Below are 19,931 nucleotides of genomic sequence, written 5' to 3'. Positions count from 1 at the left end.
TCACCCGGCGGCCGGGTCAGCGCCGGCGGCCGTACAGCAGCTTGGTGACCTTGACCAGGCGGGCGACGTCGGCGGGGGTGCGCTCGAAGGTCATCGCCGGCAGCAGCGACCGGGCCCGGCGGCGCGTGACGGCCTTGGGGCGGCCGAACTCGCGCAGCCCGTCCTCGCCGTGGATGCGGCCGAATCCGGACTCGCCGACCCCGCCGAACGGCAGGGTGGACATGCCCGCGAACGTCAGGGTGGAGTTCACCGCGGCCATCCCCGAGCGCAGCCGCCGCGCGATGGCCACGGCCCGCCGCCGGCCGAAGACCGAACCCCCCAGGCCGTACGGGAGCGCGTTGGCGCGGGTGACGGCCTCCTCGGCGTCGCGGACCCGGTTGATGGTCAGCGTCGGGCCGAAGGTCTCCTCGCGGACGGCGAGCGAGTCCTCCGGCACGTCGACCAGGATGGTCGGCCGCACGTAGGGCGGCTGCACCGCCTCGGCGCCGCCGAGGACCGCCTTCCCGCCCCGGGCCAGCGCGTCGTCGATGTGCCGGCGGATCACGTCGAGCTGACCGGGCATGGTGATCGGCCCGATGTCGGCCCCGTCGGCGCCGACGGTCAGCCGCCCGGCCCGCTCGACGACCTTGCCGACGAACGCGTCGAAGACGGGCTCGACGGCGTAGACCCGCTCGATGCCGATGCAGGTCTGGCCGGCGTTGGTGAGCCCGCCCCAGACGCACGCCTCGGCGGCGGCGTCGAGGTCGGCGTCGCTGTCGACGATCATCGCGTCCTTGCCGCCCGCCTCCAGCAGGACCGGAGTGAGCGTCTCGGCGCACGCGGCCATCACCTTCTTGGCGGTGGCCGTCGAGCCGGTGAAGGCCAGCTTGTCGACCCCGGATCGGCACAGGGCCGCGCCGACGTCGCCGAGGCCGTGCACGGCGGTGAGGACGGGCTGCTCGGGCACCACCTCGGCGAGGCTGTCGACCAGCCACTGGCCGACGACGGGGGTGTATTCGCTGGGCTTCAGCACGACCGTGTTGCCGGCGGCGAGCGCGTACGCGGCGGAGCCGACCGGGGTGAAGACCGGGTAGTTCCACGGGCCGATGACGCCGACCACCCCGTACGGCTGGTATTCGAGGTGGCCGGTGAACTCGGCCAGGATGAGCCGGGAGCGCACGCGGCGCGGGCGCAGCACCCGGCCGGCGTTGCGGGCGGCCCAGTCGATGTGCTCGATGGCGGTGAGGACCTCGACGATCGCGTCCGGGACGGGCTTGCCGCCCTCGGCGTGCATCAGCTCGGCCAGCTCCTCGATCCGCCGGGCGAGGACACCCCGCCAGCGCAGCAGCCGCTCCCGGCGGCCGGTGAAGCCGAGCCCCGCCCACCAGCCGGCCGCCTCGCGGGCCCGCGCGACCGCGCGCGTGACGTCGTCCCCGGCGGCGACGGGCAGTCGACCGACCTCGGCCCCGGTGGCGGGGCTGGTGGAGACCAGCCGGCCGTCTGAGATGATCGGGGCACCCGGGGCACGCACAGCCGTCATGGCGGAAGTGTAGACCCCGAAGCTACTCGTCGGTAGGTGTTCGGATGGCCCGTACGCCGACCCCGGCGCGGGGCCAACGGGCCTGGTGGCGGGGCCCTCGGGTGGTGCCGGCGGGCCCGGGAGTCGGTTTTCGGCACGGGACCAACGGCCCTGGCGCGCCACCGGCGAAAGCCGAACCGGCTAACGGGAGTTGTCCGCCCGGGGACCGGGAGGTGTCCGGGCGGTGGTGGGCATCGATGCGGTGTGCTGGCAGGCTGACGCCGGACACCGGTGGCTGGAGGCTGACCGTCCATGGAGGACTTTCCGGAACTGATGCCGCTGCTGACGGTGGCGGGTGGACCGATGCGTGGGGCGAGCTTCCGGCTCGGCCGCACGCCACAGGTGATCGGCCGTGCGACGACCGCGGAGGTCAGCGTGGACGATCCGCACCTGAGCCGCCGGCACGCCAGCGTACGGCTGTCGGGCGACGGGGTGTGGCTTGAGGATCTGGGCTCGACCAACGGCACGTGGCTCAACGACCGCCGGATCGAGTCGCCGGAGCTGCTCTCCGACGGGGACGTGATCCGGCTGGGCCGCACCGAGCTGCGCTTCTTCGACCCGGGCCTGGCCCGGACCGACCCGGTCGGGCTGCGGCTGGCCCCCCAACTGGGCCCCCAGCGCCGCGACCGCCGGCCCACCCTGCCGCTGCCCGTCGCCACCCCGCCGGCCGCCCGCCTCTGAGCCGCGCCGGCGGGTGAGAAGGGGACCCTTCTCTACCGCATGCGTTAACAGGGGGCCCCTCCTTTCATGTGGGCCGGCCACATGGAGCCGGGCGTCGCCGCGTGGCAGCATGCCGCGGCATGGAGAGCACGCAGCACACCGTGCAGGCCAACGGCATCGTCCAGCGGGTCCGGGTGGCCGGCCCGCCCGACGGCGCGCCCGTGCTGCTGGTGCACGGCAACTGCTCGTCCTCGGCGTTCTGGGAGCCGCTGCTGCGGCGGCTGCCCGACACCCTCCGGGTGGTCGCCCCGGACCTGCGGGGCTACGGCGGCACCGAGACCGTCGCGGTGGACGCCACCCGGGGCCTGCGGGACTTCGCCGACGACGTCGCCGCCCTGCTCGACGCCCCGGGGCTCTTCGCCCCCGGCGCGCGGCCGGTGGTGGTCGGGCACTCCCTCGGCGGGGGCGTCGCGATGCGGCTGCTGGTCGACCACCCCGGCCGGGTGGCCGGGCTGCTGCTCGCCGCGCCCGTCTCCCCGTACGGCTTCGGCGGCACCCGGGACCTGGCCGGCACCCCGACCACGCCCGACTTCGCGGGCACCGGCGGCGGCACCGCGAACGGGGACTTCGTGGCCCGGCTGGCCGCGGGCGACCGGGGCGCGGACGGCCCGACCAGCCCCCGCAACGTGCTGCGGACCGCGTACGTGGCCGATCCGGCGTCGCTCGGCGACGACGAGGAACTGCTGCTGGACAGCCTCCTGTCCACCGCCACCGGGGACGGCAACTACCCCGGCACGGCGGTCGCCTCGCCGCACTGGCCGGGCATCGCGGCCGGCGGCAGCGGCGTGCTCAACGCCCTCGCCCCGGCCCACTTCCGCATCGCCGACGACCTCGTCGCCGTCGCCGGCAAGCCCCCCGTCACCTGGGTACGCGGCGACGCCGACGTGATCGTGTCGGACACCTCGCTGTTCGACCTGGCCCACCTCGGGTCGCTCGGGGTGGTGCCCGGCTGGCCGGGGGAGCGGGACTGCCCGCCGCAGCCGATGGTCGGGCAGACCCGGGCGGTGCTCGACCGGTACGCTGCGGCCGGCGGGGCGTACCGCGAGGTGGTGTTGCCGGGGTGCGGGCACAGCCCGCACCTGGAGCGGCCGGCGGAGTTCGTCGCCGAGCTGCTGGCGCTGACCGGCCGGAGCCGCTGAGGGGCCGCGACCGGAGGCGTTCGGCGGCCCGGGCCGGAGCCGCCGGCGCCCTCCGCGTCCCGGCGGCGGACCGTCACGTGGCAGACTCGCGCGCAGAACCTTAGTGACCGTTCAAGCGGTCCCGCGGGGGTCCCGTCCCGTGGTCCCGCGCAGCATTGGGGAGGCCGGTCGTGGCGCGCGAGTTCACCAGCGTGGGCGTTGTGGGGCTGGGCACCATGGGTGCCGGCATCGTCGAGGTCTTCGCGCGCAACGGCATCGACGTCGTCGCGGTCGAGGTCTCCGACGCCGCCCTCGACCGTGGCCGGGCCCACCTGACCGGCTCGACCGACCGGGCCGTCGCCCGGGGCAAGCTCGCCGAGGCCGACCGGGACGCCCTGCTGGCCCGGGTCGACTTCCAGGTCGGGCTGGCCGCGCTGCACTCGGTGGACCTGGTGGTCGAGGCGGTCCCCGAGCGCCTCGACCTCAAGCGGCGGATCTTCGCCGAGCTGGACCGGGTCTGCAAGCCCGAGGCGGTCCTCGCCACCAACACCTCCTCGCTGTCGGTCACCGAGGTCTCCGTCGCCACCGGCCGACCCCGGCAGGTCGTCGGCATCCACTTCTTCAACCCGGCCCCGGTGATGAAGCTGGTCGAGGTGGTCCGCACGGTGGTCACCGCCGCCGACGTGGTCGCCGACGTCGAGGCCCTCTGCGCCCGGCTCGGCAAGGTCGGCGTCACCATCGGCGACCGGGCCGGCTTCATCGCCAACGCGCTGCTCTTCGGCTACCTCAACCACGCCGTCGGCATGTTCGAGTCGCGCTACGCCAGCCGCGAGGACATCGACGCCGCCATGAAACTCGGCGGCGGCCTGCCGATGGGGCCGCTCGCCCTGCTGGACCTCATCGGCCTCGACACCGCGTGCGAGATCCTGGACACCATGTACCGGCGCGGCGGGCGGGACCGCCGGCACGCCCCGGCGCCGCTGGTCCGGCAGATGGTCACCGCGGGCCTGCTCGGCCGCAAGTCCGGCCGGGGCTTCTACACCTACGAGAAGCCGGGCTCGGCGAAGGTCGTGCCGGACGGGTCGACCCCGCAGGAGCGGCCGGCGGCCGGCGACGGCACGCGCCCTGTCGCCCGGGTCGGCGTCGTCGGCTCCGGGGCGACGGCCGCCGGGCTCGTCGAGGTCTTCGCCGGGGCCGGCTACGAGGTGGCCCGGGTGGCCCCGGGCGGGGACCTCGACGGCCTGGCCGAGGTCGACCTGGTCGTCGAGGCCGTGGCCGAGGACCTCGACGTCAAGAAGGAGCTGTTCGCCGGCCTCGACGGCGTCTGCAAGCCGGGCGTCGTGCTCGCCACCACCACCTCGTCGCTGCCGGTGATCGACATCGCGATGGCCACCGGGCGGCCCGCCGACGTGATCGGGCTGCACTTCTCCGGCCCGGCGCCGGCGTGGCCCCTGGTGGAGATCGTGCGGACCGTCCGCACCGGCGCGGAGGCCACCGAGACCGCCCGCGCCGTCTGCGCCACGCTCGACAGGACCGCCGTGGTCTGCGGCGACCGGGCCGGCTTCGTGGTCGACGCGCTGCTCTTCCCGTACCTGAACGACGCGGTGAGGATGCTGGAGGCCGGCTACGCCACCGTCGACGACATCGACCACGCGATGAAGCTCGGCTGCGGCTACCCGACGGGCCCGTTCGAGCTGCTCGACGCGGTCGGCCTGGACGTGGCGCTTGCCAGCCAGCGCGCGCTGTACCGCGAGCTGCGCGACCCCGGCCTCGCCCCGGCCCCGCTGCTGGAGCACCTCGTCACCGCCGGCTACCTGGGCCGCAGGGCCGGGCGCGGCTTCCGCGAGCACCCCGGCCGCTGACGGGCCGCCCCGGCCGGGCCCGCGCGCGTGCGGCACCTCCCGCCGGCCGGGCCGCCCAGCCGCGCACCTCGCCGGGCCGGGGTGGGGAACCGACCGTAACCTTGACGAGGTGAGCCCCCGTCGCAACCGTCCCCGCCGGGACGAGCACGCCCACCTCGACGCCGACCGGGCCCGCCACGGGGTGCCCACCGTGCAGCAGTGGCGCGACGGCGACTGGCAGGTGCGCGGGATCAGCGGCGGCGCGTCGGTCAAGACGTACCGCTGCCCGGGCTGCGACCAGGAGATCCGCCCGGGGGTGGCGCACCTGGTGGCCTGGCCGGCCGACGACCGGGGCGACCTCACCGACCGCCGGCACTGGCACAGCGGGTGCTGGCGGGCGCGGGACCGGCGCGGCCCCGGGATCCAGCGCGGGCGGGGCGCGCCCCGCTACGGCTGAGCGATCTGGATCACCCTGTTTCCGCCCGGGCGGGCGGTGCCGACGCCGACGCGCGAGACTGGGACGGTGAGCACACCGATCCGCGCGTCCTCGATCCTGCCCGGGCACCGCGAGGACATCGAGCTGCACACCGCCGACGGGCTGACCCTCGTCGGCGAGCTGGCCCGCCCCGTGGGGAAGGAGCCGGCCGGCACGCTGGTCTGCCTGCACCCGCTGCCCACCCACGGCGGGATGATGGACAGCCACGTCTTCCGCAAGGCCGCCTGGCGGCTGCCGGCGCTGGCCGACCTGGCCGTGCTCCGGTTCAACACGCGCGGCACCAGCAGCGTGCGGGGCACCAGCGAGGGCGCGTTCGACAACGCCGTCGGCGAGCGCTTCGACGTGGCCGCCGCCATCGAGTACGCCGAGTTCGCCGAGCTGCCGAACGTCTGGCTGGTCGGCTGGTCGTTCGGCACCGACCTGACCCTCAAGTACGGCTGCGACCCGGCGGTGGCCGGCGCGATCCTGCTCTCCCCGCCGCTGCGCTTCTCCGCCCCCGCCGATCTCGCGCACTGGGCGCAGGAGGGCAAGCCGCTGACCGCCCTGGTGCCCGAGTTCGACGACTACCTGCGCCCCGACGAGGCGCGGCGGCGCTTCACGGCGGTGCCGCAGGCCGAGGTCGTCGGGGTGCCCGGCGCGAAGCACCTGTGGGTCGGCGACGCCGAGACCGTGCTCGACGAGATCGTCCGGCGGGTCAACCCGGCCGCCCCGCTGCCCCTGCCCCGCACCTGGGACGGCCCGATGACCACCGGCGACGTCAGCGCGTACGCCGACCGGACGGTCGCCTCGTTCGCCGACGTCCCGGTGCCGGGCCCGAAGGCCGACGCCGCCGACTGAGCCCGGTCGGGGCGGGCGGCGGTCAGCGGGAGTCCTGGCGGGGCAGCACCACCTCGCGCAGGATGAGCTGGAGGGCGGCCACCGTCGGGATCGCGATCAGCGCGCCGACCACGCCCATCAGCGACACCCCCAGCAGCGCGGCGAGCAGGGCCGCGACCTCGTTGACCTCGACCGAGCGGCGCATCACCTTCGGGTAGATCAGATAGTTCTCCACCTGCTGGTAGACCACGAAGAACGCGACGCACGCGATCCCCACCGGCAGGTCGGTGGCGAAGCCGACGAGGCTGACCACCACCGCGCCGATGGTGGCGCCGATCTGCGGGATCAGGTCGGTCACCGCGACCACCACGGCCAGCGCGAACGGGTACGGCAGCCCGACGGCCAGCGCGAACACGAAGGTGGTCACCCCGGCCAGCACGGCGATGCTCAGCGCGCCCACCATGTACGCGCCGACCTTCGCCAGGATCTCGTCGCCGATGAGCCGCACCCGGTGCCGGCGGGAGCGGGGCACCAGCGCGTACCCGACGCGGCGCAGCCGGTCGAAGTAGGCGAGGAAATAGATCGTCAGGACCAGCACGGTGAGCGCCCGGAAGACCGTGCCGAAGATGAGCTGGGCGCCGCCGAGGACCCCGCCGAGCGCCCGCCCCACGGTGTCGGCGTTGGCCGCGGCCTGCACCTTCGCCATCACGTCGTACCGGACGACGAAGTCGTTGACGGCCTCGTTGCGGCGCAGCTCCTCGACGTAGCTGGGCAACTGCTCGACGAACTGCCCGGACTGGGTGACCACCGGCGGGACCAGCGCCACCAAACCGCCGACGATCAGCGACAGCACGATCAGCGTCACCGCCGCGACGGCCAGCCCGTTGGGCAGGCCCCACGAGCGCAGCCGGACCACCGCCGGGTTGAGCCCGACGGCGAGGAAGAGCGCGATGACGACCAGCACCAGGATGCCGGCCGAGTTGCGGACGCCGAGGAAGACGGCGTACGCCAGCAGCACGCCGAGTGCGCCGGTGAAGCCGACGAGGAAGCTGTTGCGGCGCAGGGGCCGCCCCGGCACCCCGAAGCGGCCCGAGCCGGCGGCGAGCGCGCCGGGCGGGTCGAAGTCGCCGGGGTCGCCGGGGTCCGCCCGGTCGTCGTCCGCCCGGTCGTCGTCTGGCCGGCTGCCGCCGGGCGGGGGGCCGACGGGGGTGGCGCGGTCCGCCGGGTCGTCGTCCGGACCGGTGTGGCCCGGCTGCCCGTGGCCCACCGGTCCGTGGCCGACCGGTCCGTGGCTTACCGGTGGCTCGTGGCTTACCGGCCTGTCGTCCGGCTGCCCGCCGTGCGTCCGTGCGCCGTCCGCCACCGAGACCTCCTCCGCCCTCCGGCGGATGCGCCCGGAGCGTCGTCGTCAGCCGCCCACGGCCCTGGCCGGGCGCGGGTCCTGCCGACAGGAGGGTAGTTGCCGGGCGGACGGCCCGGCCACCCCGGCTCACTCGGACTCGACGGACACCTTGCTCGGCCGGGCGCTGCGCTCGTCGGTCGTCGGCTTGGTTGGCCGCTTGCCGTTCTCGCCGGTGCTGGTGATCTTCGTGGGGGTCGCCCCCCGGCCGCCCTCGCCGGGCACCGCGGCCACCGTCGGCTCGCCGTCCACCCCGGCGCTGGCCGCGCCCCCGTCCACCGTGGTCACCGGTTCGGCCACCGGCCGGGTCCGGGCCGGGGCGGCGTCGTCGGCCGGCACGGCCTTCGCCACCCCCGCGTCGGCGGTCGCCTTGACCGGCGCGGGCTGCGCCGGCTCGCCGGACTCGGCCGCCGCCGTCGCCGGCCCGGTCGCCTTCACGGGCACCGGCCCGGTGCCCTTCGGCATGCCGGTCGCCTTCGCGGGCCCGGTCCCCTTCGGCGCGCCGGCCGTCGTCGCCGGCCCGGTCCCGTTCGGTGTGTCGCCGGCCTTCGCGGGCCCGGTCCTGTTCGGTGTGTCGCCCGCCTTCGCGGGCCCGGCCACCGGCGCGCCCGCCGCCGCCGACAGCCGGACGCCGGCCAGCTGCTGCCGCAGGTCGAGCAGCTGGTGCTGGAGCTCGTCCGACTCCTGCCGGGACTGCCAGGTCTCCTGCCGCAGGTCGGCCAGCTGCTGCTGGGCCTGGGCGATCTCCAGCATCACCTGGGCGAGCTGCTGGCGGCCGGCGGCCACCTCCTGCTGGGTCGCCGCGAGGTGCTGCTGCGTGGTGGCCAGATGCTGCTGCGTGGTGGCCGCGTACTCCTCGAACTGGCGGCGGGACGCGGCGACGTGCTCGTCGGCCCGGCGTCGCTTGTCGGCCGCGTCGGCCTCGGCCCGGCCCAGCAGGTCGGCGGCCTCCTCCTCGGCCTGCCGGCGCATCGTGAGGGCGTCCTGCTCGGCGGCGCGCCGGATCTCCGCGGCACCGTCCTCGATCTCGGCCCGCCGGGCGGTGTACTGCTGCTCCAGCTCGGTCTGCCGGGCCGTGAACTGCTGCTCCAGATCGTCCTGCCGGGCCGTGTGCTGCCGGTCCAGCTCCTCGCGGCGCTGGGAGTGTTCCCGCTCGGCGGCCTCCTTGCGCTGGGCCAGCTCCCGGTCGGCCGCCTCGCGCCGGCCGTTGACCTCCTGCTCCACCCCGGCCCGCCAGGCGCCCAGCTCCTGCTGCGTCTGGGCGCGGGCCTGCTGCACGTACGCCTCGGTCTCGGTGCGCATCCGTTGCACGTACGCCTCGGTGTCGGCGCGTTGGCGCTTGCCGGCCTCGGCCGCCTGGGCGGTGACCCGCTCGGCCTCCTGCCGGGCCCGGTCGCGGGTGGCCTTCGCGGCACCCTCGGCATCGTCGGTGATCCGCTTGGCCTCCTGCAACGCCTTGGCGTGGGTGGCCCGGCTGGCCTCGGTGGCGTTGTCGGTGAGCCGCTTCGCCTCCTGCTGGGCCTTGGCGTGCACCTCCTTGGCCGCCTCGCGGAGCTGGGTGGCCTCCTGCTGGGCCTTGGCGAGGGCCTCCCGGGCGGCCTCGCGCAGCTTGGTCGCCTCCTGCTGGGCCCGGGTGTGGATCTCCTTCGCGGCGTCCCGGAGCTGGGTCGCCTCCTGCTGGGCCTTCTCCAGGGCCTCCTGGGCGGCCTTGCGCAGCCGGGTCGACTCGTCCTTGGCCGCCGCGCGCAGCTGGGCGGACTCGTCCCGGGCGGCCTTCAGCGTGGCGTCCGCCTCGGCGCGCCGGGCGGCGCCGTGCCGCTCCTCCTCGGCCCGCCGGGCGGCGAGGGCGATCTCGAAGTCCTTGAGCGCCTGGGCGGCCTGTTCCTTGGCCTCCGCGACGATGTGCTCGGCGGCGGCCCGCCGCGCCTCGATCTCCTCGTTGGCGGCGGCGAGGATGTCGTCGGCCTGCTCCTCGGCGAGGACGAGAATCTGCTCCACCCGCGGGCCGAGGTGCCGGAACGAGGCCCGGTCCACCACGCCGACCTGCTTGCGCACCTGGGCGAGGTCGCGTTGCAGCACCTCGACCTGCCCGGCCAGCTTGTGGATCTGGGTGTACGCCTGTTCCCGCTCGGCCGCCAGTGTCGCGATCTCGTGCTCCGCGCGAGCGACGTACCTGTCGACCTGTCGTTTCTCGTACCCCCGCAGGGCGGACTCGAAGCTGGGCTCCGTCGTCACATCCCCGCCGAGAGCGAACAGTTCCTCGCCGTGCGACATGCCCCCATCCTCACACGCATCCGGCTCGGCTGGGGCGATACGGACGCCCCGGATGGGAGCTGATTCACTGCCGTTACCGACGCCCGTGCCGCGGCGCGGGAAAACGCATACGGCGCGGGGTCGCACCGGTTACCCGGTGTCACCCCGCGCCGTGTCCATGCCCCCCGGCCGTGCGGTCGGTCAGCCGGCGGACTCCGCGCTCACCCGCTCGTCCTTGCCGTCCGCCTTGGCCGGCTCCGGCTTGGCCTGCGCCGGCGGCACGCCCGGCACGATGCCGGCGAGGCCCGACAGCATCTGGCCGAGCTGCGAGGTGACGGCGTCCTTCTGCCGGGTGAGGTCCTCGACCTCGCGGCGGGCGGCCTGCGTGGTCAGGTCGGCCTCGGTGCGGGCCTCCGTGAGCAGCCGCTTCGCCTCGGCCTTGGCCTCGTTGAGCGTCTTCTCGGACAGCGCCTTGGCCTTCTCGACGGTGTCGTTGGCGGTGCGCTCGGACTCGACCCGACGGGCCTCGGCGCGCTGCTCGATCTCCTTGGCCCGCTCCTGGGCGGCCCGGGCGCGCTGCTCGGCCTCGCCGACCAGCTTCTGCGTCTGGGCGACCTGGGCGGCGTGCCGCTCGGACTCCTCGCGCTCGGCCTTCTCGCGCCGCTCGGCGAGCTGCAGCTCCAGGGCCTGGAGGTCCTTGTCGCGCTTGTCGCGGGCGTCGGTGAGGAGCTTGGTCGCCTCGGCGCGCTTCTCCTCGGCCTCCCGCGCTGCCTTCGCCCGCTGCTGGGTGATCTCCCGCTCGGCGGTGGCGCGCAGGGTCGCGACCTCACGCTCGACGGTCGACTTCAGCTCGGCGACCTCGTGCGCGGTGACGGTGCGCAGCTGCTTGGTCTCCCGCTCGGCGTCGGCGCGCAGGGTGTCGGCCTCCCGGCGGGCCTGCACGCGCACCTCGGCGGCCTCGCGCTCGGCGGCGGTGCGGACACTGCCGGCCTCGCGCTCGGCGGTGGCCTTCATCGCGGCGGCCTCGGCGCGGGCCTTGTCGGTGATCTCGCGCGCCTCCAGACGGGCCGCGGAGAGGATGCCCTCGGACTCGCGCTTGGCCTCGTTGCGGTGGTCGTTGGCCTGCTCCTCGGCCAGCCGCAGGATCTGCTCGACGCGGGTGCCCAGGCCGGAGAGGGTCGGCCGGCTGTTCTCCTCGAGCTGCTTGTTGGTCTCGGCGAGCTTCTGCTCCAGCGCGCTCTGGCGCTGCTCGGCCTGGCGGAGCCGACGCTGGGCGTCGTTCATCCGCTGCTCGGCCTCGGCGCGGGCCTGCTCGGACTGGGTCAGCGCGGCGGTCAGCCGACCGATGAAGTCATCGACCTGCCCGACGTTGTATCCGCGCAGGCCAACGGTGAAATCTGGCTGCGAGTTCGCGTTATCGAAGAACGCAAGAGGGGAGGACTGCTGCTGGGGCATTGGGACATACTCGCAGACCCCCCGGGGTGCTTCGCAAGAGCGGTGCGGGCCTTTCGTGTCCTGTTTACATGGTCAACTGACTGCCGTCGGGCGGGTCCGATCGGTGGGCGATCTTGGCAGCTCCCGGGCCGGTCCGGGGGCCCGGTGGGCGGATGGTCGGGCGCGCCGGAGGCGAGTGGTCGGGCGGCCCGGTGGGCGGTGGCCGGGTGGCCCTGTGGACGGGTGTTCGGGCGCGCGGGGGCGTGCGGGAAAAGGGCCGCGGGAGCGCCCGGCGGTCCTTTGCCGGCCCGTGCCGGTTTCTTGTCGGCCGGCGCCGGTTTCTTGTCGGTTGGTGCCGGCGACTTTCCCTGTCGGCCGTGCCGGCATCGCGCGAAATGGGGACCGCAGCCGGCGTCGAAAGGCAATGCCCGACCACGGCGATGCCCGACCGGGCCGCCCCGGACGACTTGCCGGCGGCCGGGGGTCAGCGGCTGCAGGACCGCTTGACCGACTTCATGTCGGCCGGATGGGGGTCTCCCGTCCCGTCGATACCGCCAGGTCACCGACGTGAAGTCGATCAACTCGGCCGCGCACCACTGCGCTCGCGCGGGGGGCTGTGGTGCCGCCGGGCGGGCGCGGCGCCGGGTGGGGTGGGGGTGGTTAAGAAGGGGCCCCTGCTCTACAGAATGCGTTAACAGGGGGCCCTTCCTTTCACCTTTCACCGCCGGGCGGGCTCGACCAGCTCGACGAGGACGCCGCCCGCGTCCTTCGGGTGGACGAAGTTGATCCGGGAGTCGGCGGTGCCCCGGCGCGGGGTCTCGAAGAGCAGCCGCAGGCCGCGCTCGCGCAGCGCCGCGCACGCCGCGTCGATGTCGGCCACCGTGTACGCCACCTGCTGCACGCCGGGCCCCGAGCGGTCGAGGAACTTGGCGATGGTCGACTCCGGGGTGAGCGGGGCGAGCAGTTGCACGCAGCCGCCCTCGGCGGTCGGCCCGACCGTCAGCATCGCCTCGCGGACGCCCTGCTCGGTGTTGGTCTCGGTGTGCACGCAGCGCATGCCGAAGGTGCGCTGGTAGAAGTCGATCGCGGCGTCGAGGTCGGCGACGGCGATCCCGACGTGGTCGATGCGGCGCAGGCCGATGTCTGTGACGAAGTCGGCAGCGGGCTCGACGGGGGAGTTCTCAGCCATGGCGTTAGTCTGACCGAACACCCGTCCAACCGAACAATCGTTAAGGTTCACAGCTCGGCACCCCCCTCGGAGGGCAAGCACATGGCTTCGGTGATCGTCAGCGGCGCGCGGACCCCGATGGGTCGCCTGCTCGGCAACCTCAAGGACCTCCCCGCCACCAAGCTCGGCGGCATCGCGATCAAGGCCGCGCTGGAGCGCGCCGGGGTGCCCCCCGAGCAGGTGCAGTACGTCATCATGGGCCAGGTCCTCCAGGCCGGCACCGGGCAGATCCCGGCCCGGCAGGCCGCCGTCGAGGCGGGCATCCCGATGTCCGTGCCGGCGCTGACGATCAACAAGGTCTGCCTCTCCGGCCTGGACGCGATCGCCCTGGCCGACCAGCTCATCCGGGCCGGCGAGTTCGACGTCGTGGTGGCCGGCGGCATGGAGTCGATGACCAACGCCCCGCACCTGCTGCTCGGCCAGCGCGCCGGCTACAAGTACGGCGACGTGACGATCAAGGACCACATGGCCCTCGACGGGCTGACCGACGCCTGGGACTGCTGCTCGATGGGCGAGTCCACCGAGCGGCACGGCGCGCGGCACGGCATCACCCGCGCCGAGCAGGACGCCTTCGCCGCCGCCAGCCACCAGCGGGCCGCCGCCGCGCAGAAGAACGGCCACTTCGCCGACGAGATCACCCCGGTGGTCATCCCGCAGCGCAAGGGCGACCCGGTGGTGATCAGCGAGGACGAGGGCATCCGCCCGGACACCACCGTCGAGTCGCTGGGCCGGCTGCGCCCCGCCTTCACCTCCGACGGCACGATCACCGCCGGCAGCGCCTCGCCGATCTCCGACGGGGCCGCGGCCGTGGTCGTGATGAGCGAGGCGAAGGCCCGGGAGCTGGGGCTGACCTGGCTCGCCGAGATCGGCGCGCACGGCAACGTGGCGGGCCCCGACAACTCGCTGCACTCGCAGCCCTCCAACGCGATCAACCACGCGCTGCGCAAGGGCGGCCTGGGGGTGGAGGACCTCGACCTGGTCGAGATCAACGAGGCGTTCGCCGCGGTCGGCATCCAGTCCATGCGCGACCTGGGCATCGGCGACGACAAGGTCAACGTCAACGGCGGCGCGATCGCGCTGGGCCACCCGATCGGCATGTCCGGGGCCCGGCTGGTGCTCACCCTCGCCATGGAGCTGCGGCGGCGCGGCGGTGGCACCGGCGCGGCGGCGCTCTGCGGCGGCGGGGGCCAGGGCGACGCCCTGATCATCCACGTACCCGACCCCACCGAGCAGCAGTGAGCGGAGCCGTCGCGCAGGTCCCGGCCGGCGGCGTGCCGTCGGTGCGCCGCAGCCGGGACGTGCCGATGCTCGTGGAGCGGGCCCGCGCCGGCGACCCGCGCGCCGTGGCCCGGCTGATCACCCTGGTCGAGTCCGGCGACGAGGTGCTGCCCCGGGTGGCGGCGGCCCTCGCGCCGTACGCGGGGCAGGCCCAGGTGGTCGGGCTGACCGGGTCGCCCGGGGTGGGCAAGTCGACCACCACCAACGAGCTGGTCCGGGCGCTGCGCTCGCGCGGGCACCGCGTCGGGGTGCTGGCCGTCGACCCGTCCAGCCCGTTCACCGGCGGGGCGATCCTCGGCGACCGGGTCCGGATGCAGGACCACGCCACCGACCCGGGCGTCTACATCCGGTCGATGTCCAGCCGGGGCCACCTCGGCGGGCTGTCGGCGGCGACCCCGCAGGCGGTGCGGGTGCTGGAGGGCGCCGGCTGCGACGTGGTGCTGGTGGAGACCGTCGGCGTCGGGCAGGCCGAGGTCGAGGTCGCCTCGCTGGCCGACACGACGCTGGTGCTGCTCGCCCCGGGCATGGGCGACGCGATCCAGGCGGTGAAGGCCGGCATCCTGGAGATCGCCGACGTCTTCGTGGTCAACAAGGCCGACCGGGATGGCGCCGACGCCACCGTCCGCGACATCCAGGGCATGATCGCCCTCGGGGAGCGGGGGCCCGGCGAGTGGCGGCCGCAGGTGGTCCGCTCGATCGCCGCGCGGGGCGAGGGGATCGACGACATCGCCGCCGCGATCGACAAGCACCGCGGCTGGCTGGTCGAGCACGACGAGCTGCGCCGCCGCCGCGAGAAGCGGGCCGCCGCCGAGATCGAGGCGATCACGCTGGGCGTGCTGCGGGCCCGGATCGGTTCACTGCGCGACGGTACGGAGCTGCCGGCGCTTGCCGCGAAGGTGGCCGAGGGGGCGCTCGACCCGTACGCCGCAGCCGACGAGTTGCTGGCGCAGATCGGCTCCTGACGCGTCCACTGCGGACCCTCGGCAACGAGTACGCTCGCACCGCTCCACGGTCGGCGTGGGGCGGTGCGCGCGTGTTGGGGGAGAGGTCATGGCTGACGAGGCGACGCAGGAGCTGTCGGTGACGCCGGACGCGGTGGCGGGCGGGACCACCCACGTCTCCGACGAGGTGGTGGAGAAGATCGCGGTGGCCGCCGCGCGGTCCGTCCCCGGCGTGGCCGACCTGGGCGGCGACGTGGCCCGGTTCTTCAACGCCGTCTTCGACCGGGTCGGCCTGGACCAGGTCGGCGACGCCCGGCGCGGCTGCTCGGCGCACGTCACGAACGGCGCGGCCGTGGTCAACCTGGTCGTCGTGCTCGACGCCGGCCGGCCGGTGCCGGAGGTGACCGACGGGGTGCGGGCGGCGGTGACCCGGGCCGTCGAGGCGTACGGGCTGCGGGTCGACGAGATCAACATCCGGGTGGACGACGTGGCGCTCGGCGACCCCGCCGCCGCGCCGGCCTGACCGGGTTACCTACCGGTACGCGACTCCTTAGCGATCGTTCAGGCCGGGGACTACACTCGGTCCTCTGACGAGGACTCGAGGAGGAGCCCTGCGCATGGACGCCGACGAGATCGCCGCCGGACGGGCGCGCTGGCAGGCCCGCTACGACGCCGCGCGGAAGCGGGACGCCGACTTCACCACGCTCTCCGGGATGCCCGTCGACCCGGTCTACGGGCCGCCCGAGGGCGTCGCCCACCCCGGCTTCGAGCGGATCGGCTGGCCGGGCGAGTTCCCGTACACCCGGGGGTTGTATCCCACCGGCTACCGGGGGCGGACCTGGACGATCCGGCAGTTCGCCGGCTTCGGCAACGCCCGGCAGACCAACGAGCGCTACAAGATGATCCTCGGCGCGGGCGGCGGCGGCCTCTCCGTCGCGTTCGACATGCCGACCCTGATGGGCCGCGACTCCGACGACCCGCAGGCCCTCGGCGAGGTCGGGCACTGCGGGGTGGCCGTCGACTCGGCCGCCGACATGGAGGTGCTCTTCGACGGCATCGACCTGGCCGGCGTCACCACCTCGATGACCATCTCCGGCCCGGCCGTGCCGGTGTTCTGCATGTACCTCGTCGCCGCCGAGCGGCAGGGCGCCGACCTGTCCACCCTGGACGGCACGCTCCAGACGGACATCTTCAAGGAGTACATCGCGCAGAAGGAGTGGCTCTTCGACCCGGAGCCGCACCTGCGCCTCATCGGCGACCTGATGGAATACTGCGCGCGCGAGATCCCGCGCTACAAGCCGCTCTCCGTCTCCGGCTACCACATCCGCGAGGCCGGCGCGACTGCCGCGCAGGAGCTGGCGTACACCCTCGCCGACGGGTTCGGCTACGTCGAGCTGGGGCTGTCGCGCGGGCTGGACGTCGACGTCTTCGCCCCCGGGCTGAGCTTCTTCTTCGACTCGCACGTCGACTTCTTCGAGGAGATCGCGAAGTTCCGGGCCGCCCGCCGGATCTGGGCCCGCTGGCTGCGCGACGTCTACGGCGCGACCAGCGAGAAGGCGCAGTGGCTGCGGTTCCACACCCAGACCGCCGGGGTGTCGCTGACCGCCCAGCAGCCGGTCAACAACGTCGTACGCACCGCCGTCGAGGCGCTCGCCGCCGTGCTCGGCGGGACGAACTCGCTGCACACCAACGCCCTCGACGAGACCCTCGCGCTGCCCACCGACGAGTCCGCCGAGATCGCCCTGCGCACGCAGCAGGTGCTGATGGAGGAGACCGGCGTGGTCAACGTGGCGGATCCGCTCGGCGGCTCCTGGTACGTCGAGGCGCTGACCGACAAGATCGAGGCCGAGGCGGAGGAGATCTTCGCCCGCATCCGGCAGCTCGGCGGGGACGGGACGCACCGGATCGGTCCGATGACCTCAGGCATCCTGCGCGGCATCGAGGACGGCTGGTTCACCGGGCACATCGCCGAGTCCGCCTTCGTCTACCAGCAGGCCCTCGAAAAGGGCGACAAGCGCATCGTCGGCGTCAACTGCCACACCGGCACCATCGCCAAGGACCTGGAGATCCTGCGCATCTCGCACGAGGTCGAGGTGGAGCAGCGCCGGGTGCTCGCCGAGCGCAAGGCGGCCCGCGACGTCGCAGCGGCGCGCGCGGCGGTGACCCGGATGGTCGAGGTCGGCCGCACCGGCGACAACATGATCCCGGCCATGCTCGATGCCGTCCGCGCCGAGGCGACCCTCGGCGAGATCTGCGACGCGCTGCGCGCCGAGTGGGGCACCTACCGCGAGCCGGCCCGCTTCTGACAGGTGCAAGGAAGGGTCCCTTCCTATCGCTTTTCGGATAGGAAGGGACCCTTCCTTGCAGGCCGGGGCGGGGGTGAGAGTCGCAACTGTCGCCGTCGCGGTTGATCTGAGTTCGGCGGGACACGTGCGAGACTAGATAACCATGAGCGACCCACGGATCACCTCGTCGATCTTCACCCGCGGCGCGGTCGACCTCAGCGGACTGCGCAACACCGCACCGCCCGCCACCCGCCCCAGCACACCGGCCCAGGCCGGTCCGTCCTCCGGGCTGCCGGCCGCCGCCGGCGGCGGCTCCGTGATCGACGTGACAGAGGCCAACCTCCAGGCCGAGGTGCTCGAACGGTCCACCACGATGCCCGTCGTCGTCTTCTTCGGCGCGGCCGGCTACCCGGAGAGCGACCAGTTCGCCCCGCTGCTGGAGCGGCTGGCCGCCGAGGGCGGCGGCGCGTGGGCGCTGGCCCGCATCGACGTCCAGGAGAACCCGCGGATCGCTCAGATGTTCCAGGTGCAGGGGGTCCCGACGGTCTACGCGGTGGTCGGCGGCCGGCCCGTCGACGCGTTCTCGGGCGCGGTCCCCGAGGCCCAGCTGCGGCAGTGGATCGGCGCGGTGCTCAAGGCCGGCGGCGTCGACGTCGCCGCACCGGGCGACCCCCGCCTCGACGAGGCCGACGACGCCCTGATGAGCGGCGACCTGGACGCGGCCGAGGAGGCGTACCGGAAGATCCTCGCCGAGTCGCCGGCGGACGCCGCGGCCGAGGCCGGCCTGGCCCAGGTCGGGCTGGCCCGCCGGGTCGCCGGCGCCGACCCGCGCGCGGCGCTCGCCGCCGCCGAGGCCAACCCCGACGACGTGCCCGCCCAGTTGCTCGCCGCCGACATCGAGGTGCTCAGCGGCATGGCCGAGCAGGCGTACGCCCGCCTGGTCGACCTGGTGCGCCGCACCTCCGGCGACGACCGGGACAGGGCGCGCCAGCACCTGATCGCCCTGTTCACCGTCGCCGGCCCGGACGACCCCGCCGTCGCCTCCGCCCGCCGGGCCCTGGCCAGCGCCCTGTTCTGAGTTCCGCCGTACGCCAGCGCGGGCCGGCGTTCGCCGGCCCGCCCGACCCACGAGGACGGGAGCCCATGATGCGCCGGATCGCCGTCCTCGACGCGCCGTCCAACCTCGGGCTGCGCCCGCCCACCCCCACCGCCGTCCCCGGCTGCGCCAAGGCACCGGGAGCGCTGCGCGACCAGGGCCTGCTCGCCCGGCTGCGGGCGCGCGACGCCGGCTGCCTCACCCCGCCCCGGTACGACCCGGGCGACTGGCGCCCCGGCGACGGCGTCTGCCACGCCTCGGAGATCGCCGCGTACTCGGCGGCGCTGGCCGACCGGATCGGGGCGATCATCGACCGGGGGGAGTTCCCGCTCGTCCTCGGCGGCGACTGCTCGATCCTGCTCGGCTCGGCGCTGGCCATGCACCGCCTCGGCGAGGCGGTCGGCGGGCGGATCGGGCTCGTCTTCGTCGACGGCCACTCCGACTTCCGGCACCCCGGCAACGCCTCGTACGTCGGCGCGGCGGCCGGGGAGGACCTGGCGCTGGTCACCGGGCGGGGGCAGGCCGACCTGGCCGCGATCGAGGGGCGGCGGCCCTACTTCCGCGACATCGACGTGGTGGTCCTCGGCATCCGCGCCCAGGACGAGTACCGCCTCGACCTCCAGGCCGCCGGCATCACCACCCGGCCGGTGCCGGCGCTGCGCGCCGAGGGCGCGGCCCGCACCGCCCAGTGGGCCCACGAGGAGCTGGCCGACTGCGCCGGCTACTGGGTGCACGTCGACGTGGACGTGCTCGACCCGGCGGTGATGCCGGCGGTCGACGCACCGGACGCGGGCGGGATCGCCTTCGCCGAGCTGGAGATCCTGCTCGCCGGCCTGGTCGACACCCCGCACTGCCTCGGCGTGGAGCTGACCGTCTTCGACCCCGACTACGACGTCGACGGCGCGTACGCCGCCGAGATCGTCAACACGGTGGTGGCCGGGCTCGCCCCGGTGACCGCCCCGAGCGCGGTGCCGCCCCGCCTGCTGCCGGCCGCCCCGGAGCCCCGCCTGCCGCCGGCGGCCCCGGAGACCCGTCTGGTCCCGGCGGCCCCGGAGCCCCGCCTGCCTCCCGGGTCCCGCCCGTTCCCGGCCCCGGAGCGGCTGTCGCCCGCCGGTCCCGCCGGTCCCGCCGGCCCGGCCGCCGACCCGCTGGCCGCCGACCTGTCGGCCGCAGCCGGTGCGCCGCCGGCCGTCGCCGGTGCGCCGACCGACCCGCCGGCCGGGCCGGACAGGACCGGGGGCGGACCGGTGGGACCGGCCGGGCGGGTCGACGATGCCGGCCTCGTCGCGGGCTATCCACCCGGCCCGACGGGGACCGCCCCGCTGCTGGAGCCCGTCGGGCCGCCGGCCTCGGCCGGGCCGGGCCTGCTGCGCCGGGTCACCGGGGCGACCCCGGGCGACGCCCCGCCCCCCGAGGACGGTGCCCCGCCCCGGCCGGCGGCCGGCATCGCCTGACCGGGGGCCGCTGC

Annotated in this window: 16 protein-coding genes; 11 read left to right on the top strand and 5 right to left on the bottom strand. The window is 74.9% G+C overall.

The window, feature by feature from the left end; translation table 11 throughout:
- Positions 1-16: 16 nt before the first annotated feature.
- Positions 17-1,519 carry an aldehyde dehydrogenase family protein gene (locus tag O7628_RS06310; protein ID WP_278129026.1) on the bottom strand — a complete coding sequence of 501 codons (1,503 nt, stop codon included), beginning with the start codon at positions 1,517-1,519 and terminating at the stop codon, positions 17-19.
- Positions 1,520-1,810: 291 nt separating this feature from the next.
- Between O7628_RS06310 and O7628_RS06305 the strand changes: the two genes are divergently transcribed.
- The 5 genes from O7628_RS06305 to O7628_RS06285 all read left to right on the top strand — a co-directional run bounded on the left by O7628_RS06305 (position 1,811) and on the right by O7628_RS06285 (position 6,570).
- Complete coding sequence (locus O7628_RS06305) at positions 1,811-2,239, top strand: FHA domain-containing protein (RefSeq protein ID WP_278129024.1); 429 nt, start codon at positions 1,811-1,813, stop codon at positions 2,237-2,239.
- Positions 2,240-2,358: 119 nt separating this feature from the next.
- Positions 2,359-3,417 carry an alpha/beta hydrolase gene (locus O7628_RS06300; protein WP_278129022.1) on the top strand — a complete coding sequence of 353 codons (1,059 nt, stop codon included), beginning with the start codon at positions 2,359-2,361 and terminating at the stop codon, positions 3,415-3,417.
- 170 nt (positions 3,418-3,587) lie between these two features.
- Positions 3,588-5,258, top strand: a complete 1,671-nt coding sequence (locus O7628_RS06295; RefSeq protein ID WP_278129021.1) for a 3-hydroxybutyryl-CoA dehydrogenase — start codon at positions 3,588-3,590, stop codon at positions 5,256-5,258.
- 109 nt (positions 5,259-5,367) lie between these two features.
- On the top strand, positions 5,368-5,694 hold the full coding sequence (locus O7628_RS06290; RefSeq protein ID WP_043966091.1) for a hypothetical protein: 327 nt from the start codon (positions 5,368-5,370) through the stop codon (positions 5,692-5,694).
- 66 nt (positions 5,695-5,760) lie between these two features.
- Complete coding sequence (locus O7628_RS06285; protein ID WP_278129019.1) at positions 5,761-6,570, top strand: alpha/beta hydrolase; 810 nt, start codon at positions 5,761-5,763, stop codon at positions 6,568-6,570.
- Between the two features lie 22 nt (positions 6,571-6,592).
- Here O7628_RS06285 and O7628_RS06280 read toward each other — a convergent pair whose 3' ends face one another.
- The 4 genes from O7628_RS06280 to mce form a co-directional block, all read right to left on the bottom strand.
- Positions 6,593-7,816, bottom strand: coding sequence for an AI-2E family transporter (locus O7628_RS06280; RefSeq protein ID WP_278129017.1), 1,224 nt, complete (start codon positions 7,814-7,816; stop codon positions 6,593-6,595).
- A gap of 222 nt (positions 7,817-8,038) precedes the next feature.
- Positions 8,039-10,222, bottom strand: coding sequence for a hypothetical protein (locus tag O7628_RS06275; protein WP_278129015.1), 2,184 nt, complete (start codon positions 10,220-10,222; stop codon positions 8,039-8,041).
- A 180-nt stretch (positions 10,223-10,402) separates the two neighbouring features.
- Complete coding sequence (locus tag O7628_RS06270; protein WP_074477402.1) at positions 10,403-11,656, bottom strand: cell division protein DivIVA; 1,254 nt, start codon at positions 11,654-11,656, stop codon at positions 10,403-10,405.
- Between the two features lie 697 nt (positions 11,657-12,353).
- Positions 12,354-12,824 (bottom strand): methylmalonyl-CoA epimerase, encoded by a 471-nt coding sequence (gene mce, locus O7628_RS06265; protein ID WP_074477404.1) that lies wholly within the window; start codon positions 12,822-12,824, stop codon positions 12,354-12,356.
- Positions 12,825-12,905: 81 nt separating this feature from the next.
- Here mce and O7628_RS06260 point away from each other — a divergent pair, with 81 nt between their 5' ends.
- From O7628_RS06260 to O7628_RS06235, 6 genes are all read left to right on the top strand, one after another.
- Positions 12,906-14,102 (top strand): acetyl-CoA C-acetyltransferase, encoded by a 1,197-nt coding sequence (locus tag O7628_RS06260; RefSeq protein ID WP_278129013.1) that lies wholly within the window; start codon positions 12,906-12,908, stop codon positions 14,100-14,102.
- Entirely contained in the window at positions 14,099-15,103 is a 1,005-nt protein-coding gene (gene meaB, locus O7628_RS06255) for a methylmalonyl Co-A mutase-associated GTPase MeaB (protein WP_278129011.1), read from the top strand. Before O7628_RS06260 ends, meaB begins: the two co-directional genes overlap by 4 nt.
- 88 nt (positions 15,104-15,191) lie before the next feature.
- Complete coding sequence (locus O7628_RS06250) at positions 15,192-15,605, top strand: Asp23/Gls24 family envelope stress response protein (RefSeq protein WP_074477410.1); 414 nt, start codon at positions 15,192-15,194, stop codon at positions 15,603-15,605.
- Positions 15,606-15,699: 94 nt separating this feature from the next.
- Positions 15,700-17,388 (top strand): methylmalonyl-CoA mutase family protein, encoded by a 1,689-nt coding sequence (locus O7628_RS06245; protein WP_278129009.1) that lies wholly within the window; start codon positions 15,700-15,702, stop codon positions 17,386-17,388.
- 142 nt (positions 17,389-17,530) lie between these two features.
- Positions 17,531-18,445, top strand: coding sequence for a tetratricopeptide repeat protein (locus O7628_RS06240; RefSeq protein WP_278129008.1), 915 nt, complete (start codon positions 17,531-17,533; stop codon positions 18,443-18,445).
- Positions 18,446-18,510: 65 nt separating this feature from the next.
- Positions 18,511-19,917 carry an arginase family protein gene (locus tag O7628_RS06235; RefSeq protein ID WP_347405149.1) on the top strand — a complete coding sequence of 469 codons (1,407 nt, stop codon included), beginning with the start codon at positions 18,511-18,513 and terminating at the stop codon, positions 19,915-19,917.
- Positions 19,918-19,931: the final 14 nt, after the last annotated feature.

This window comes from Micromonospora sp. WMMD956, from assembly GCF_029626125.1.
GTDB classification, from domain to species: domain Bacteria; phylum Actinomycetota; class Actinomycetes; order Mycobacteriales; family Micromonosporaceae; genus Micromonospora; species Micromonospora carbonacea.
Note: the sequence above shows the minus strand (reverse complement) of the source record. Positions and strands in the feature narration are given on the sequence as shown.

Bases quoted from the DNA above. Each gene is read 5' to 3' on its own strand.
- O7628_RS06300 (WP_278129022.1), top strand. From the start codon at position 2,359: ATGGAGAGCACGCAGCACACCGTGCAGGCCAACGGCATCGTCCAGCGG.
- mce (WP_074477404.1), bottom strand. From the start codon at position 12,824: ATGGCTGAGAACTCCCCCGTCGAGCCCGCTGCCGACTTCGTCACAGAC.
- O7628_RS06250 (WP_074477410.1), top strand. From the start codon at position 15,192: ATGGCTGACGAGGCGACGCAGGAGCTGTCGGTGACGCCGGACGCGGTG.
- O7628_RS06310 (WP_278129026.1), bottom strand. From the start codon at position 1,519: ATGACGGCTGTGCGTGCCCCGGGTGCCCCGATCATCTCAGACGGCCGG.
- O7628_RS06305 (WP_278129024.1), top strand. From the start codon at position 1,811: ATGGAGGACTTTCCGGAACTGATGCCGCTGCTGACGGTGGCGGGTGGA.
- O7628_RS06245 (WP_278129009.1), top strand. From the start codon at position 15,700: ATGGACGCCGACGAGATCGCCGCCGGACGGGCGCGCTGGCAGGCCCGC.
- O7628_RS06275 (WP_278129015.1), bottom strand. From the start codon at position 10,222: ATGTCGCACGGCGAGGAACTGTTCGCTCTCGGCGGGGATGTGACGACG.
- O7628_RS06235 (WP_347405149.1), top strand. From the start codon at position 18,511: ATGATGCGCCGGATCGCCGTCCTCGACGCGCCGTCCAACCTCGGGCTG.
- O7628_RS06260 (WP_278129013.1), top strand. From the start codon at position 12,906: ATGGCTTCGGTGATCGTCAGCGGCGCGCGGACCCCGATGGGTCGCCTG.
- O7628_RS06270 (WP_074477402.1), bottom strand. From the start codon at position 11,656: ATGCCCCAGCAGCAGTCCTCCCCTCTTGCGTTCTTCGATAACGCGAAC.
- O7628_RS06240 (WP_278129008.1), top strand. From the start codon at position 17,531: ATGAGCGACCCACGGATCACCTCGTCGATCTTCACCCGCGGCGCGGTC.